Raw genomic sequence first — 16,685 nt, 5'->3', positions numbered from 1 at the left:
GGGTACGATAAGTTCGAAAATGTCCCCTTATGAGAGGGAGAAAGGCCACATAAGGGTGTGATTAGTTCGAAAATGTACCCTTATGAGAAGGAAGAAGGCCGCATAAGGGTACGATAATCTCGTAAATGCACCCTTATGCGAAGGGAGCAGGTCGCATAAGGATACGAAGGATTTTTTTTGTCATTTTTTTTTGGCGGAAAGCATTTTTTGTTTTTTCAAGCGGAAACTTCACTCTCACTGTGTCCATGAGAAGACCTGCACCATTGGATAAAAAAAGAATAGGATATTGGGCGAATATATTTTGGAGGTGCAAAATGGAGAGCTATTCTACCCAAAGTATAATTGTTCTTGGTGCCGGGGTTCTTGTCATAGGTGCATTCCTTGTCTTTATTGGCGAGTATAGAAAACTCGGGGAGATAGCAAATGAGGATGTCTATTCACATCCAGCGCACCAATAATGATATGGTTATCGGCAGTTAGAAGTAAAATATATCATGCTTGACTGTTTCCATAGAAGCTTTTACTTTTACGCCAGGAATAAAAAAGAAGCCTTCACTTCTTAAAAAGGGAGATCAGATGGTAATGGCAGTACCATCAAATTTGGTAAAGGAAAATCCAGCAAAACTTTCATTATAGGTTTTGCTATAGTCCTTGAGAATCTCGATTGCGATTGATTCTCCCAACTTTAGACCTTCTATTCCATCAGAACGCCAATGAACACCAGCTGTATCCCTGCCAAGGGCAATGTTGGAGGCCAGCTTATTTAATTCTCCTCCGATTGTCAGTGGATTGCCTTCGTAAGACTTTAACGACAGTCCGTCAGTTTTTGCTTCAACGGGGTTTGGAATGATAAAGGATTCATTGAAAAAAGCTTTTAGTACGGTTATTCCTGCGCCGGCAATGCATGCGTGTCCTGCAGGATAGGCTGGGTGCGTGGGGCAGCCCTCTGGGTAGGCCATAGGCAGCAGATAAGTGCCAAACTGCTTAAAAGTTTTACGAAGGGCCTGGGACTCTAATGCTTCATGATGGAATGGATAACACGAATTACCTGTTAGATGATTATGGATTCGTCCTCCGAATTCCTCAGGCCTAAGCCTGCGGTGAATCAAAAACTTTTGGCACCAAGCAGCTTTTAATGCTATGCAGGCTACCTTAGAAACCAAATCAAGAATGTGGGCTGCACCAAAGGTTACAAATCCGCCTTCTGTTGCTGAATCCAAGTATGGATTAGCTGGATCAAGGGCTTCGTTTCCAAAGCTCTGCAGAATTAGACAGGCTGACAGAGAACCTTGATAAGAGAAGTCGTGATGAACGTATTCTGCTAAATCACGCCCATTTCGGATATAACGGACTTCGGAGTCATAGAGAGATGCCTCAGATGGTCCTCCATTCTGGATGTTCAGCCAGTCATCGTAAGAGGTTAAGTGGTTTGTGCCAGCAGTTGTTGTACGATATTTCTGCGTAATGGTCTTTGCACCGAAAGGGATGTCCTTCCATAGGAATTGTGAGATATAAGGACCAGTAAGATCACCTGGTGTATTCCCCCGGAATAAAGTATCGGTTGTTACTGCTCCTTTGACTTTTGGCCCGCGGTAATCCGAGAGTCCTGACAATTCGCATGCCGCTGCTTTTGTAAGAGGATTGCTGCTGAATTCTGAAAATGGAACATCCCTGGTCAGTGCCCGCCAGTAGACTTCTGCCATTTCGCCTGCCTGCCAGGCACTGTTGAATGTGGGCGGGATCGCGAGGTTCATTTTATGGCTATCTGCACCAATAAAATCAAATGCATAAGCAGCCTGTGGATTCGCCAGCTTGGCAGAACCGCCCAGGGGAATCAAATCAAAGTCGCATACTCTGCCGCTGCTAAGTGCTTTCAAATAAAGTTTGTATGCGTTTAAGTCTACTTCCCCAAGTGAATTATGTGGCAGTCCTTTTGAGAAGTTTGCTATTTTGCCAGGATACAAGCTTTCGTCACCATTGCATTTTTGGTCTGGAAGCGGAGCATTTCTCTGGTCCACAGCCGCTTGATAGCGAATGTCATAAGCCTTCCAATTCCGCTCTTCTGCTCGTAAAGGGCCAGCATAACATCCTTTTTCATGATTTTCTTTCCTTCTTTTTTTTCGCCTATTTCTTCTTCCCATATTATCACCCTGTTTTTTAATGTTCTCCCACATCACTGCTGTGGAAGAACTAGTCTAATCCTTCCATCATATGTCCAGCAACAAATGCGGGATACTGATTGGTAGGAATTTAGACAAGAGCGGAATTGTAAATGTACGCTTATGAGAAGGGAGAAGGCCACATAAGGGTACGATTCGCCAGTATCGAGACATAGGGTGGTTCCGGCGTTGCGGCAAATGGAAAAAACTCATATTCAATAGGGGGAAGGCCCGCCTGTGTCTTAAAAAGTTGAAACTTTTATAGAATTGTACCGTAGATCATTAGAGGTGACTTTAATGATTGAACTATTATTTCTCTTTGTATTATTATTGCTGACAACACTTGCTCGTTATATTGTATTTGATGCATTTGAGCCGTTGATGTTTGCGATGATTTTGCTGCTTCCAGCAGGTTCACTTGCAATTTATATAATCAGTAAAAGGTTCGCAGAAAAAGAGCGTGCCTATCAGCCGAAAAATATCGATGACTGGTCCTTTTATAATATCCAAAAGTCATTACCCATTCAGAAACCTCTTTTTAAAGGGGATTTTGAAAGAGGGTACATAAAACGGTACTTTGAGCAGAAATGGAAATATATCTTTGGGGACCTTTTCGGTTTTAACTGGTATCTTTCTTTAAAAATTGAAATTGACAATGATGTATACGATGTACAATGGTATCGAGAAAAATGGGTCACCCAACAGGATCAATGGACAATCTATAAAAATGGTAAATTCATCGGTAAAGCTCAAACACAAATAAATCTAAAAAATACACTTAAATTAAATGAAGCAATTGAGTTTAGTTTCTATGACACTACTTTTGTGTCTTCTGCCATGACGGTCACATCAAGCATTTCACTAACCCAAGACAAAGTGCTGCTCGGCACAATGAAACGGAACCATATCATCAGCAATGTACAAGTATTAGAAGTAAAAGAAGATAAACCAGAATTGATCGTCGCACTGATCCTTCATTCCTATTTTTTTAAGAGTAAATAAATACTGCCACAATGCTCCTGTTTTGAGTATTCGGCTCCCGATAAGACCTGAGAACCGCCCCTGTGTCTCTTCCGCATATCCCGAAAGTTTTGTAAAATTGTAGGGAGAAGACAGAGACCAACCGTAAAGTGGTGAGCGCGATTCAACAGTTACTTTTACTTCAACGTGTCATTGATTATATAGAGGATCATATTAAAGAGGAGCTTAGTGCCGAGGAGCTGGCGAGAATGGTGGGGTATTCTCCTTATCATTTTTCGCGGATTTTTCAGAAGCAGACGGGTTATACATTGATGGATTATGTGGTAAAAAGGAAGCTTCAGTTTGCGCTGTACGAGTTGGTGAATGGGAAAAAGATCATCGAAATTGCCATGGATTATGGGTTTGAGACACATGCTGGCTTCACGAAAGCGTTCAAGAAGTGTTTTGGAAGTCCGCCCAGCCTTTATAAGGAGCATTGTCCGACATCATTGCCGCAAAAACTGGATCTGATGAGCCTTCATGAAAAGAATACGGGTGGCATTGTCCTGCAGCCTCAGATTGTCCGCCGAAGTGCTTTTAATGTCGCCGGGAAAATATTCAGTATCGAGAATTTCCCTGCAGACCGAAATGTGCCGGCCTTTTGGGATCAGGAGGGTTTGACAAATGGTTCGATTGAAAGGTACTTGTACAAAGAGCTGTCGCCGAAAAAGCATGGAGAGTATTGTATCAATTTGAGCCGCAGCCTTGATGAAGACAGCTGCAGCTATATGTTTGCTGTAGACTATGATGATGAAAAAGGCTTACCGGATGGAGTAACTTCTACTCAAATCCCCGAGGCTGTCTATGCCATATTCCGGACGCCACTAGTTGAGGTTGGGCAATTCGCAACGGCAATCAAAGGGACGTGGAGATACATTCTGGAGGATTGGTTTCCGCACTCATCCTATGAAGTGGATGAAGAGGGCTTCGACTTTGAATTTTATGATGAGCATTGCCATTACTGGGATTTTAAAAAAGTCTATATGGAAATTCATATTCCAATTAAAGAAAAATCTCGAGAGTGAATCTATCACCCTCGAGATTTTTTGATGGCCAATTGATAAAGATAGATTACAGGCGTTAAAAGAATGGCACTTACTATCATAGCGATTTTAATAGAAAAATTGGCGGCAATTAATCCAATGGCCGGCCCTCCGCTAATTTGGCCAATCGCATCAACCTGTCCTTTTACCGAAAAAAATGTAGCGCGTGTCGAGGAATCAGGAATGATTTTATTCAGCCATGTATCCTCAAGCGGTGCCATGACAGACCTTGTTCCTTGGATAATCAGGTAAAAGATCAGCAAACCGATGATACCAGTTGAAAGAGCAAAACCAGTCAGCGACGTGATAATCAGAACACATCCGATCAGCAAAGAAACATAGATGGTGTTTAACTGACGATGGAGAGAACTTCGGCTGATAAAATGAAGGGCGACAAATGAAAGGAGCATGACGGCGAAATTGATGCTGCCGATCAGGATCACCAGATTACCTTCTGTCATGTAGGCAAGTTGCGTTTCTTCAAGAAAGTGAGAAATCCAAAGCCGGTCGAAGCCTTCACTATATAACCCAAAAAACAAGGCAATAAGGAACAGAATCCGCATCAGGTAACTGGCCTTTGTATAATAGACCATCTGTTTCATATTACTTTTTAGCGTCTTCCAAGTGGATGTGTTTTCAGGTCTGGCAGGCTTGAAATTCTCTTCCTTCATAAAAAGAAGCAGGAAAACAGCCAATCCTATCATGGATAATCCGCCAATGATGATCGGCAGGTTGATCATGAAAAAATAACCGATTAACATACTCACAGGAATCGCGATCACTTCTCCAAGTGTGCCAGCTTTAGCACCATTTACAAACGCCTCGGAAGCACGGTCTTCACCGATTTCATCGGCAATCCAGGCTTGATGCGCACCGCTCGTGAACGTGTAGCCAATTCCCCAGAGAACCTGGGACGCTAAAACAGCCGCGAAATACGGAAACGAGCCCTCAATGAGGAAACCCGCCCCAATCAAAAAGTACCCGAAAATCACCGAAAGCCTGCGACTTTTCAGATCCGCGACAAACCCGGTCGGAATCTCAAACAGGAACACAACCGCCTCCAGAACAGTCCCAACCAGGACCAGCTGCAACGGATCAAGTCCCACGACCTTCACATGATACAGCAGGTTAACCGTAAAGATAAATGTAAAAAAGAACTGCGACCAAAAACGTGTGTATATATAGACACGATATGAATCCATTTTTTTATTAAATGTCAATTTCATCTCCCCCTAACCAGATTATAGAGAGGAAGGGAGATGTTTTCTTTTCCAAATTTGCGGTTTTTTGGGGCGGTAAGAGGGGAGTGAGCTGTGTTTATTCGGAAAAAGACATTACATCAATACTAATTTAATTTCAATTCCCGAATGGAACGCGAAAACCGTACTTGTATCACTTTTGTCCTGTTTTATTTTAAGTACATCACCCATAATCATCGCATAGGATATGTTGATAATAAACTGGGGAGGGATTGAAAAAATGTACTATGTTCCAAATGGTTATTTTAATCCGTATTATGGACCGAATTATTACGATGGAAGACAGTCTGGTCAGTGGGCTCATCCTTATGGAGTGCAGCATTCGAACGGCTTTCACGCTTACCGCTATCCTAACGGCAATGGAATGATTCCTTTAGCGGATTATGGCCCAAATCCATATGTGGTCAATATCAATGAAGCAACAAAGCAAAACAACACGTATCGGACGGCTTTATGGACCGGAACTCATCTACAAGTCACGTTAATGAGCATTGATGTTGGCGATGATATCGGTCTGGAAATCCATCCTGATGTGGATCAGTTTTTACGGATCGAGCAAGGACAGGGAATGGTACAAATGGGCCCAAGTAAAGATAACCTGACCTTCCAGCATCCGGCCGCAGACGATTTTGCAATCATGATTCCAGCCGGAACATGGCATAATGTGACCAATACCGGCAATACGCCGCTAAAGCTTTACTCCATCTATGCGCCTCCTAACCATCCATTCGGGACAGTCCATGTGACCAAGGCCGATGCAATGGCGAGTGAAGGCGGAGCAAACGGCAATGGAAATACGATTGCTTTTGGCAAGACTCCTGATCAATGGGTACAGCACACGGAATTTTTAGTGCAGGAAGGATTAGAGGACGTAAAAAGAGGGATCAATGCTACGCATATTCTTCAAGAATTTATTCTAATGGGAGTCCTCGTAGGGAAAGGGTATACTCCTGAAAAAGCATATGAAACAGTAGAAGAATGGGAGCGTTCTGGGAAATCGAAACTTCTTCAGGCGAGCAAAAATATGTAGGGATTAAAAGCATGTGGGACATGGGACAATGGTTCTCATGTCCCACTCTGTCATTGAACATCGGCCATTCAAGAGGTGGCGATGATGGCAATGATGGAGGGGAGGGAGATGCGGGCCAATCGTCTCAATCTTCCGCTGGTTTTTTTAAAAAGAACCCATGCCTCTAGGGTTGGAATGCATTTAATCAAACGTTTGATTAAGAGTGATGAAAGAACATCCGGCGAGATTAGAGGTTGATTTGACATTCTTTGAATATGATACTTAATAGGGGATTCTAACTTTTGAGATGAGCGACAAAGCTTGTCTTTTTTTATTTCGAGACAAAGGGACGATTCTTATTTCCGTCCCTTTGCCTTTTAAATTGAACCATGATCTTCGGTCAACTGAATGTCACCGGTCAACCTGCTGCCGGAGGGGTGGCGGCATTTGTTCTTGCACCTAGTTCTTGATCGATCAGTAAAAGAGCGGAAGGGTTATTACCAGCAAGCTTGAGGCGATCAATAATGGTTTTTGCTTGTGCTTCTTCATCGATTTGTTCCCTTAAGAAGTCCTGGATGATCAAAGCGGCCTGAGGGTCGATTGGATTCACATAGTTATAGGCCTGGCGGTAAGTATTCGTTACATACTGTTCATGGCTCAATACTTTCTGAAAGGTCTCTAAAGGAGTGCCGAAGTCATTTGGCTGCGCAGGGATGCTTTTGATTTGGACAGTACCATCCCGGTCTATGACAAAATCAACTAATGTCAACATATGGGTTCTTTCTTCTTCAGATTGCAGCCTTAACCAATTTGCCATCCCTGTATAGTTTTGTTTTGCCATAGAAGCAGACATCGCAAGATATAAAGTGGAAGATACATGCTCGAGTTGAATTAGATCATTAAACAAGCCTTGAAGTTCATCATTCATTTTTTTCACTCCCTTGATAAAAAAATCTACAGTTTAGTTTATAGGAAATAGGCATTTGTGAAACTTGTTTAGGTGTTTTTATTCGAACTTCGTTTTTTTTTACAAAGGGACCTTGAAAATTCAAATACATTATTTGGATGGAACAGGAAAAACTATCGATAATATCTTGTTGTTTTTCTGGAGGGGTATGGATGGAAGCAGCCAATCAAAAGGTTCATTTAACTTGCGCGGAGATTTCGAATTTATGGGATACATATATAAACGACAGTGTCGTCATTTGTATTTTGACTCACTTCCTTCAAATGGTTGATGATCCGGAAGTAAAACCGCTTCTCGAATTCACGATTGAAGTAGCGGACTCTCATCTGAAGGACATTAGTGAAATTTATGAGCAGGAGGGCATCGCCAGGCCAGAGGGATTTCCGGTCGAGAAGCATGTGAATCTCTCTGCTCCACGGCTCTTTTCTGATATTTTTTACATGGAGTATATGCAGCATATGAGCAAGTTTGGATTGACGAGCCACTCCAGTGCCATTGCGACATCATCCAGGGATGATATCCGCGCTCTTTTTGAAAAATTCCACAGCCAGGCAACGAATCTTAACCGTGAGATCACTACGCTGATGAAGAAGAAAGGGGTTTACATCCGGCCTCCATACATGAATTATCCCAAGAAGGTGGAGTTCGTTGATCAGCAGTACTTCCTGTCAGGCTGGTTCGGGAAAAAGCGGCCGCTTCTGGGGAATGAGGTAAATCATCTCTATTTGACCTCGCTTCATAATGAGCTTGGAAAATCAACACTCATCGGTTTTGCCCAGGTAGCACAGGATCCTGATTTGAAAAATTATTTTTATTCAGGTGTCCAGCTTTGCGACAAAATTTTGAGGGAGAGCCATCATGTTTTGATGGAAAGCAATGTTCCCAATTCGATGACTTGGGATTCCATCGTCAGTGATTCAAACGATCCGCCCTACTCTGACCAGCTGATGCTGTTTGTGGTAGGCATCCTCTCCCAATTGGGCATAGCAGCTTACGGAATGGCACTGTCTCTTAGTATGAGAAGGGATGTGGGAGCTCTGTATAGCGGTTTTATTTTAAGAGCTTTAACCTATTCCGAAGATGGAGCCCAGATGATTATTGAAAGGGGCTGGCTCGAGCAGCCACCGATGTTTGTGGATCGGGAAAGGCTCATTAAAGGGGAAGAGTAGGGGAGTTCACCAGGGAAGCGCCTTTTTCATAGGCGCACCCTTTTTTCATTTTCATCTGCTGAAGTGATGAGGGTTCTATTCCGATTTCATTGCTTTCCAGGTAGACTTTGCTCCTTTAGGGATTCCTCCTGAATTTCTCCTGCCTCACATCGTATCTATTCTTTAGTTAGCAGAAGGTTCCCAGCGCCACTACTTCTTTAAGTCTTTGGGAACATTCACCAAAAAGCCATTAAGGAATGACTGAATATTAACCTTTGGATTGTTTAGCTTTTCATTGAAAAGATGAAGGCCATCATCCGGAGTGTCATTTAATTTTAAATTGGCCACTTCATTATTAATATTCTCCATTTTTAAATCCAGCTCTGAAGCTGATCGTGCTGCATCCTGTAAATCTTGCTGGATCCTTTCAGGTATTTCCTTATCATATTTATAGTATATTTTGTGTTCTAAGCTGGCCCAGAAATCCATGGCAATGGTTCGGATCTGCAATTCCACAAACACCATTTCTACTCTGTCGGACATGAAAACCGGGATTTTTATGATAAGGTGGAGACTCTGATAACCGTTGGGTTTTGGATTCTTGATATAATCCTTCCGTTCAACCAGTTCTATATCCCTTTGTTTTTCAATCATCTGACTTATTTTGTAAACATCCGTGATAAACGGGCAAATGACCCGGATTCCTGCAATGTCTTTGATATTCTCCCTGATCGATTCGATCGAAAAGTCAAGGTTCTTCCTCTGCATCTTTTTCGTGATACTCTCAGGTGATTTCAGTCTTGAATTGCAATGTTCGATTGGATTGTACTCATGGATATGGACGAATTCTTCTTTTAAAATATTGATTTTGGTATTCATTTCATCCAGTGCGAATTTATAAATCAAAGTAAACCTTTTGAGCTCGTTTCTCATTTTTCTGTAATCAATGCCATGCTGTAGAGTTAGTTCTTCCATTTGTAGGTTTCTCCTTGTGGTTAAATTCTTAATTCCCTGCCAGTACAAACCATTAAGTCGGATCCGTAATTGCAGGAAGACCACCAATTCTTATAAAAATTTTTAAAGCGCCTATATTGAAATCAAAGTTAATGATCAATAATTTGTAAGTGATCGATTTTCCATTGTAGCCTCTGAAACTTACGAACCTTTCTCGGAAGAAATTTCCGAATCTCTTCCTCGTTATAACCGACCTGAAGTTTCTTTTTTTCCACGATAAGAGGGCTTTTCAGTAATCTGGGGTGTTTGCGGATAATTTCTAGAAATTCATGTAAAGAAAGATCATCCAAATCCCGATTCAACGTTTTATAAGGAATGGATCTCTTGGAGATAATGTCGTCAGTACCATCCGTGGTCAATTGTAAAAGTTCTTGAAGTTCCGTAATGGTCAAAGGCTCATCCATCATATTCCTCTCTACGAAAGGGATTTGATTGTGTATCATCCACTGTCTGGCCTTCTTTGTTGATTTGCATCCTAATCCATAGATCGTTACAGTCATTTTACCTGCACCTCTGCATTTGTCGGTGAATTATATGTTTTGCTTGTAAATCCCTTGTTTCAATAAACTCATACTAAGTTTAAAGGACTCCATTGCCTCATCATCAGATAAGCCCTTTACTGTTTTTTCGATCAGGTTGTTAAAGGCCAGTGCCGAGACAATTTTGAAGATATTTAACAGCTCTTGATCGGCCCCTATATTCAGGTAATCTCTATTGATCAGTTCTCCGACCTTCTTGAACTCCTGGTGGTCCAGGTAGGTATCCCAAATACTTGTAAAGGAACTTTCCACTCTATGGGTTGTATAAAGCAGTGCATTTTTCAAGAATTGCTTTTCTTCCTCATCCGATAACGCACGTAAAAAGTAAGATTGCAGTTCAATCACAGCTTCAATTAAATCCCCATGATGTGTTTCCAACAAGCCGCTGAAGTATACTTTGGCCGTCTTTAATTTTCCTTCTAATAAATAGAAATATAAATCATCTTTGTCTTCGAAATATTGATAAAAGCTGCCCCTCGATATACCTGCAGTTTTAATGATATTCGCTATGGAAGCCTCGAAAAAAGGAACACGTGTGAATTCTAAATCTGCTGATTCAAGAAGCTTTTTCCTTTTACTTTCTGATAAATTGAAAAATGTTTGCTTAGGGATGGTAATCACTCCTTTTCGCGATGTGACAGTGTGTCATATTGTATCTTAATAGTATATGACACACTGTCACTTGTCAATGTAAAAAGTGACAGTGTGTCATGTTAGGGAGTTGTTCTATCCAACAATTAGTACTACTGTTCCCAACTCATTGCTTCCTATCCAGCCCGAAAAGGACACTTACCAGCAGGGGTGCGGACAGGACAGGAAGTGATAGAAATGGGAAAGGTTCGAGCAACTCACAAAAAGTGAGAGGTGGGAAAGGTTCTGGCGGCCAATTGTCGAAGAAGGATTTATTGTTAAAGGTGTTGAAGAATGTATCTAGCAGGAATTGACTCTAGAAGCATAGATATAGGAGGAATGATGGTATGCAGATGAGACCAGAATATAAAGATTTCCCATTAAAGGCATATGACAAGATCAGGTATGCAGATACGGATCGGCAGGGACATGTAAATAACGCACTGTTTTCAACGTTTCTGGAAACGGGAAGGACGGAGCTGCTGTATGCAAATGAGCCGCTGCATGGTGAAAATGCCTCGTTTGTGATAGCGAGTCTGAAGCTGGATTTACTTTCTGAAATACGCTGGCCTGGAACGGTGGAAATCGGCAGTGCCATTACAAGAGTTGGCAACAGTTCCTTTTCTTTATTCCAAGGAATCTACCAAAATGGAAAGCTTGCTGCAGTGGCAGAAACCGTCATCGTGCAAATGGACGAGCACACTAGAAAATCTGCACCACTTTCCTCTGAAACAAAAGAGCGATTAAAGGAATATTTAAATGAAGGAATGGCTACGACGCCATGATTGATAGTGAAAAGTAATGTAAAGGGATAGGAGAACAGTCGCTGTGTCCCAACCAATTGAAAGGATCATTTAAAATATATGAGATTATTATATTTGTTCGGCAGTATAATCATCGTTCCTTTCCTGCCATTTTTATATTTTCAAGGAAAAAGGGTCAGAGCAAATACGCCCCGGTTACCTGAAGCGAAAGGATCCAAAGGCATGGTGAAAATTGAAGGTGATCAAGAGTTTCGAGTTATTTTTCTGGGAGAGAGTTCGATTGCCGGTGTGGGTGTTGATCATCATGAGGAAGGGTTCGCGGGTGTGTTCGCAAAAGAATTAGCAGAAAAAACAAATGCGACAATCCATTGGGAAGTGTATGCAAAAAGTGGCTTCACACTAAAAAAGATCAGAGAAAAGATTGTTCCGGTGATTCCAGACAATACAGTGGATCTGGTAGTGATCGGCCTTGGAGCCAATGATGCCTTTACCCTAAATAATCCTTGGTCCTGGCAAAAGCAATCAGAAAATCTAGTGACAGATCTGAGGTCAAAATTTGAGGATGTGCCTATCGTGTTTGCCAATATGCCGCCGATCAAAGACTTTCCGGCATTTCCATTTTTAATCAGGGTTTTCATCGGGAATTTGGTCGATATATTGGGGAATGAATTGTTGAGTACGGTCTCAAAGTTCAATGATGTTCATTACAATGATCAGAAAATCCGACTAAAAGATTGGCGAACACGAATGAACCTGAAAGCAGAGGATTTTTTCAGTGACGGTGTTCATCCATCAAAGCTTACATACGGTTTATGGGCTAGTGAACTATCTTTTTTTGTATGGGAGAGAGCGGTCCTGAGGGAAAAGCTTTGCCGTGGAGTAACCGTTCCAGTCACCCGGGAAGAGTAGGTTTATAAGACTTACAAAGAAGAATTGATAAACTTTTTAAGGCTGAATATGTGGCATTAGATTCAGGCATTCAGCGAGACAAAGCTCACCGTTTTTATGAAAATTAGAGTATGATAAATGGTGCTAATAGGACTGATGCTGTGATTAGATCAATAGATAGTCATGAATAAGTTGATGACTGGGTTATATTACTATATGGGTTTATTTTGAAACGAGGGAGACATTTAAATGAAAACCGAACAACAGTATTTTGAAGAGGGGAAATCCATTCAAGCTTATATGAATGAAATGGACATGTTAAAAGAGGAAAGCTTTGCTGTTTATGAACAATTCCAGCTTCCTGCAGATGGATTTGCAGAAGAGTTAAAACAACATCAACTGCATTTGCTGACGATTACTGAAGACTGGTGTGGGGATGCGATGATGATCAATCCTGTTATTCGCAAATTAGCTGAAGCTGCAGAGATTGAAGTGCGCGTCGCATTACGAGATGCGGATACAGATTTGATTGATCGCCACTTAACAAACGGCGGACGTGCCATTCCGATGATTTTAATCTTTAATAATCAAGGAGATTTACTCGGAAAGTGGGGACCTCGTGCACCCAAAGCTCAGCAAATCGTCGATGAAGTTCGTGCCGCATTGCCGCCAAAAGAGGATCCTTCCTTTGCGGAGAAACAAAAAGAGGCCTTTGGTTCTTTAAGAAAAAGATATGCAGAAGATCCAGCCCTTTGGTCAGATGTTTATGATAGTTTTAAGGAGACGATATCAGCTATTTTGAAGTGAATAAGCAGGGACATGTCCAGGTGGCCATGTCCTTACTATTCAGGAAAAAAAGAATGCATCTGCTTATTTTAGACGGGAAAATTCAGTCTCTGCCGAATCAGTCTGACGCATTTCCTTTATAGTCATCACTCCAAACAAGCCAATTAGAGAAAAGATGACTGGAATGATGAAACCATAAAAATAGCCTTCAGTCATACTGCCTGAAACTGACTGAAAATGATCCAATACTTTTCCGAAAAATCCTGGCAGTAGAACAGCACTTAGGAAGCCACCGGTATTCGCAAAACCAGATACAAGGCCGGATTCTCTAATAGGAAAGGATTGGCGGACGACAGCAAAAGTTAAGGCACTTGCTCCAAATCCAAAACCGATGATAAAGAAAAGCAAGATGAGCATGAAAAGTGGAGGATTCCCTTTGAATAAAAGGAAGGCAGTCCAGCTTGATAATATAATAAAATGTACAATGACATAAGGACGCTTAATGGTTCCAAGCCGACCTGCAATCCAACTGGTCAGCGGAGCCCCTATAAGTGCCCCTATAAGGCCAACCATTACTAGTTGACTGGCATCGGATCGAGTCAGATCATACATATTCATCCCATAAGGCACTGCCCATGAACTAATAAAGCCTACATAACCGCCAACAACCCCAAAATGACAGAAGAATAAAGCCCATGCCTGCCGATTCAAAACGATTCTTTTCAGTAACATCGAAATGTTTTGACGTTGAATTTCATCATTTACAGTTACCGATTCGTTAGGAAAAAGTTGTCTTGGTTTCTTTACCAGTACAATATAAAGAAGGATTCCGGTTAAACATAAAGCGATCCCCGCTGAAAAAAAAGCTGATCTCCACCCAAGTAAGTCAATCCATGCCGAGAAAGGAACGGTCGCCAGAAGGAATCCAAGACTTCCCGTCATTCCCGCGAAACCAATCAATCGAACAAATTCCTTTACTTTAAACCATTGGCCTAAAATCAACACCAAGTTAACCCAAATCGTCGCATCGCCAATTCCCGTAAGGATTCTGGCAAAAAACAAAACAAACTCATGTGTCCCAAGACTATAAATGATCGTGCCAATCCCAGTAACGACTGCACCTATAATCAGAAAAAAATTAGGCCCATACCGATCAGCCAAAATCCCCATAGGAATCTGCAAACTAGTATAAACAAAGAATTGCATACTCGTCAGTAACCCAATCGTTGTTGCTGTTACATGAAAATCGTTCATCACCTGCTCCGTAATCAATCCCGGAGCTGTTCGCTGGCTCGACATTAATAAGTAAGTGAACAATACGGAAAAAAATACAACCCACCGAAACCTGCTATTCTGTTTGTCCAATGATTTCTACTCCCATTAGCTTTTACACTATATATATGGATAGCCAGCACCGGTCATGATAACTACTGAAGCACCCAGATTCTTCACGTTTTCTTTTTATCTGCTATGGCGAAAAAAAAGGAGGGACATGGGGACGGTCCCATGTCCCCATATAATTAATCATCTATTACAGCTGTTCCTTGTTCACGTAATTTTTTTAAAAATGTAATCATATGATTTATTTCTTCATTGGAATGCCTTTCCCATGAACTTAGTTCAGCTATGATTTTCAAAGGGGATTTAGACCGATAAGAACGAGTCGGGTTCCCAGGGAATTTTTTATCAGTCAAGTTCGGATCGTTTTCAAAGTCACCTAAAGGTTCTACAATGTAAATTCTTTCTTTTGATTGAGATGCTGCTAATTCAGCACCCCATTTAGCTGCATCTAATGTTGCAGTGAAATATATATAATTCGATTTTTTGTCTTGGTAATTTGATAAGTGCTGCGGTTCTAATAAATCACCAATGTTTAGTTCTGCTTTCGTACCGTGAAAGAAAGGACCATGATCTAAGACAGCTTTTTTGTCATTCATACTGATACACCTCTAATTTCTTGGGATTTGTATAGAACAGTATAAGTCAGGAATTTTAGAAAATGTAGTCTGTAAAGAATATATTATTAGTCGTATAATGGAAGTAGAGGGAATGTTATCGGAGGTTTGGACCCGGTGAATTCCATTATGCTGAACGGTAAGATTCAACTGCGATGAAAGTCGCTGTCACGAAGGTAATCCACTCTTGTTTGGCCGACGAGATGGATTACTTTTTTTGTTGCAAATGATGCGACAAGGGGACGGTTCCGGCGTCTCGTGAATTGAAAAAATATAACCATTTAATCTCTAACACAGTCTCGTACGGCATGGACTCAAACAAGAATACTATAATTATTTCGGTTTACGAATGACCTGAGAAACGTCCCTGAGCCTCTTTGAAGAAAAAATTATTGACAGTAAAAATAAATTTATGATATTATTAAAAATTTGATAATAAATATTATATATGTTAAGGTTAAGAAGGTTACCATATATGGAGGTGGATTATTTGTTTCAAATTGACGATAACATTGTTTATCCAATGCACGGTGTAGGTATAATAAAAGCCATAGAAGAAAAGGAAATCTCCGGAAAAAAACAACAGTATTATGTCATAAAAATGTTGATTGGTAATATGCAAATCATGATTCCTGCGGGTAAAATATCGAGTTCAAATATACGACCTGTTACTGACATAATTGCATTAAAACACATCATAAACATTTTTCAGCATGGAGAATCAGATCGATTACTGCCGTGGAAACAAAGGTATAAAGTGAACGCGGACAAAATAAAAACAGGTAAAATACTAGAATGTACTGAAGTTGTACGTGATTTATTGCGTATGAAGAAAGAAAAAGCACTTAATACAAGCGAAAAAAAAATGTTAGATACCGCACATAAATTTTTGATTAGTGAACTGGGATTAATTAAAGGGATTACTGAAAATCAAATAAAAAGTTTCTGTTAAGGTTTCTTTAATACATTTCCTGAAAAAAATTCTTTTCCAAGACATTTAACTTCTCCAACTCACCTTTAGAGCATGAACCTCTTTTGTTTTTCTACAATCTATTCCATTTTTATTACTTGAATTTCCTTTACGAACGTTTGAAGTTTAGTAGTCACTTGATTTTTGCAATCCTGATTCACACTGGCACGGACTAGGAGCCGTAAGGATGAAAGAGAGGCAGGGCTTTCATTGTTTTAGGTATACAATATATTATTTAAGTCATTATTTTGAAGCATGGGGACGTATCCAGTGCTTCTTTTTAAATGTTAATTTGGGGAGCATATGGTACGTCCCTATGTTCCCTCTATTTCAGTAATCGCATAGCGACAAGGGGACGGTTCCGGCGTCTCGTGAATCATAAGGATCAAACCATGTAATCTCGGGCACAGCCTGAAATGAGCTGTGTCCCACTTTTTTTTATCTTGTACGGTATGGACTTAACCAAGAATTATTAGGGTTTTTCATAACTATTTCGGTTCCCGAATGAGACGTGAGAAGAACGAAATCGCTCCG

The 16,685-nt window shown here is 40.9% G+C and carries 17 protein-coding genes; 9 read left to right on the top strand and 8 right to left on the bottom strand.

The genetic code is table 11. The annotated features are described in order from the left end of the window. The first annotated feature begins 314 nt into the window (after positions 1–314). Positions 315–458, top strand: a complete 144-nt coding sequence (locus J7E32_RS06780) for a hypothetical protein (RefSeq protein WP_214905490.1) — start codon at positions 315–317, stop codon at positions 456–458. A 114-nt stretch (positions 459–572) separates the two neighbouring features. Here J7E32_RS06780 and J7E32_RS06775 read toward each other — a convergent pair whose 3' ends face one another. Continuing rightward, on the bottom strand, positions 573–2,141 hold the full coding sequence (locus J7E32_RS06775; RefSeq protein WP_214905807.1) for a vanadium-dependent haloperoxidase: 1,569 nt from the start codon (positions 2,139–2,141) through the stop codon (positions 573–575). 315 nt (positions 2,142–2,456) lie between these two features. Here J7E32_RS06775 and J7E32_RS06770 point away from each other — a divergent pair, with 315 nt between their 5' ends. Then, complete coding sequence (locus J7E32_RS06770; RefSeq protein WP_214905487.1) at positions 2,457–3,161, top strand: hypothetical protein; 705 nt, start codon at positions 2,457–2,459, stop codon at positions 3,159–3,161. Positions 3,162–3,292: 131 nt separating this feature from the next. After that, positions 3,293–4,204: an AraC family transcriptional regulator gene (locus J7E32_RS23185; RefSeq protein ID WP_353654025.1), complete on the top strand. Its 912-nt coding sequence runs from the start codon at positions 3,293–3,295 to the stop codon at positions 4,202–4,204. 5 nt (positions 4,205–4,209) lie between these two features. Here J7E32_RS23185 and J7E32_RS06760 read toward each other — a convergent pair whose 3' ends face one another. Continuing rightward, positions 4,210–5,442: an MFS transporter gene (locus J7E32_RS06760; protein ID WP_214905484.1), complete on the bottom strand. Its 1,233-nt coding sequence runs from the start codon at positions 5,440–5,442 to the stop codon at positions 4,210–4,212. 259 nt (positions 5,443–5,701) lie between these two features. Here J7E32_RS06760 and J7E32_RS06755 point away from each other — a divergent pair, with 259 nt between their 5' ends. After that, positions 5,702–6,511: a cupin domain-containing protein gene (locus J7E32_RS06755; protein WP_214905481.1), complete on the top strand. Its 810-nt coding sequence runs from the start codon at positions 5,702–5,704 to the stop codon at positions 6,509–6,511. Between the two features lie 397 nt (positions 6,512–6,908). On the opposite strand, the gene J7E32_RS06750 is transcribed toward J7E32_RS06755, so the two are convergent. Then, the gene (locus tag J7E32_RS06750; RefSeq protein ID WP_214905478.1) at positions 6,909–7,418 is read right to left on the bottom strand and encodes a ferritin; all 510 of its coding nucleotides are present in this window, start codon (positions 7,416–7,418) and stop codon (positions 6,909–6,911) included. 191 nt (positions 7,419–7,609) lie between these two features. Here J7E32_RS06750 and J7E32_RS06745 point away from each other — a divergent pair, with 191 nt between their 5' ends. Beyond that, complete coding sequence (locus J7E32_RS06745) at positions 7,610–8,626, top strand: DUF3231 family protein (protein ID WP_214905475.1); 1,017 nt, start codon at positions 7,610–7,612, stop codon at positions 8,624–8,626. Between the two features lie 189 nt (positions 8,627–8,815). On the opposite strand, the gene J7E32_RS06740 is transcribed toward J7E32_RS06745, so the two are convergent. From J7E32_RS06740 to J7E32_RS23180, 3 genes are all read right to left on the bottom strand, one after another. Further along, entirely contained in the window at positions 8,816–9,580 is a 765-nt protein-coding gene (locus tag J7E32_RS06740; protein ID WP_214905472.1) for a GTP pyrophosphokinase, read from the bottom strand. A 128-nt stretch (positions 9,581–9,708) separates the two neighbouring features. Continuing rightward, on the bottom strand, positions 9,709–10,119 hold the full coding sequence (gene spx, locus J7E32_RS06735) for a transcriptional regulator Spx (RefSeq protein ID WP_214905469.1): 411 nt from the start codon (positions 10,117–10,119) through the stop codon (positions 9,709–9,711). A gap of 30 nt (positions 10,120–10,149) precedes the next feature. After that, entirely contained in the window at positions 10,150–10,779 is a 630-nt protein-coding gene (locus tag J7E32_RS23180; protein ID WP_353654024.1) for a TetR/AcrR family transcriptional regulator, read from the bottom strand. A gap of 356 nt (positions 10,780–11,135) precedes the next feature. Here J7E32_RS23180 and J7E32_RS06725 point away from each other — a divergent pair, with 356 nt between their 5' ends. The 3 genes from J7E32_RS06725 to J7E32_RS06715 all read left to right on the top strand — a co-directional run bounded on the left by J7E32_RS06725 (position 11,136) and on the right by J7E32_RS06715 (position 13,247). After that, positions 11,136–11,573, top strand: coding sequence for an acyl-CoA thioesterase (locus J7E32_RS06725; RefSeq protein WP_214905466.1), 438 nt, complete (start codon positions 11,136–11,138; stop codon positions 11,571–11,573). Positions 11,574–11,774: 201 nt separating this feature from the next. Then, a complete protein-coding gene (locus tag J7E32_RS06720) occupies positions 11,775–12,461 on the top strand; it encodes an SGNH/GDSL hydrolase family protein (protein WP_214905463.1) in 687 nt (228 codons plus the stop codon). A 228-nt stretch (positions 12,462–12,689) separates the two neighbouring features. Next, a complete protein-coding gene (locus J7E32_RS06715; RefSeq protein ID WP_214905460.1) occupies positions 12,690–13,247 on the top strand; it encodes a thioredoxin family protein in 558 nt (185 codons plus the stop codon). A 63-nt stretch (positions 13,248–13,310) separates the two neighbouring features. On the opposite strand, the gene J7E32_RS06710 is transcribed toward J7E32_RS06715, so the two are convergent. Next, positions 13,311–14,591, bottom strand: coding sequence for an MFS transporter (locus J7E32_RS06710; RefSeq protein ID WP_214905458.1), 1,281 nt, complete (start codon positions 14,589–14,591; stop codon positions 13,311–13,313). A 155-nt stretch (positions 14,592–14,746) separates the two neighbouring features. Then, entirely contained in the window at positions 14,747–15,163 is a 417-nt protein-coding gene (gene arr, locus J7E32_RS06705) for an NAD(+)--rifampin ADP-ribosyltransferase (RefSeq protein ID WP_214905456.1), read from the bottom strand. A gap of 508 nt (positions 15,164–15,671) precedes the next feature. Between arr and J7E32_RS06700 the strand changes: the two genes are divergently transcribed. Next, on the top strand, positions 15,672–16,133 hold the full coding sequence (locus J7E32_RS06700; protein ID WP_214905454.1) for a CarD family transcriptional regulator: 462 nt from the start codon (positions 15,672–15,674) through the stop codon (positions 16,131–16,133). The last annotated feature ends 552 nt before the right edge of the window (positions 16,134–16,685 follow it).

This window comes from Bacillus sp. ISL-55 (genome assembly GCF_018613155.1).
Lineage (GTDB): Bacteria > Bacillota > Bacilli > Bacillales > Cytobacillaceae > Mesobacillus.
Note: the sequence above shows the minus strand (reverse complement) of the source record. Positions and strands in the feature narration are given on the sequence as shown.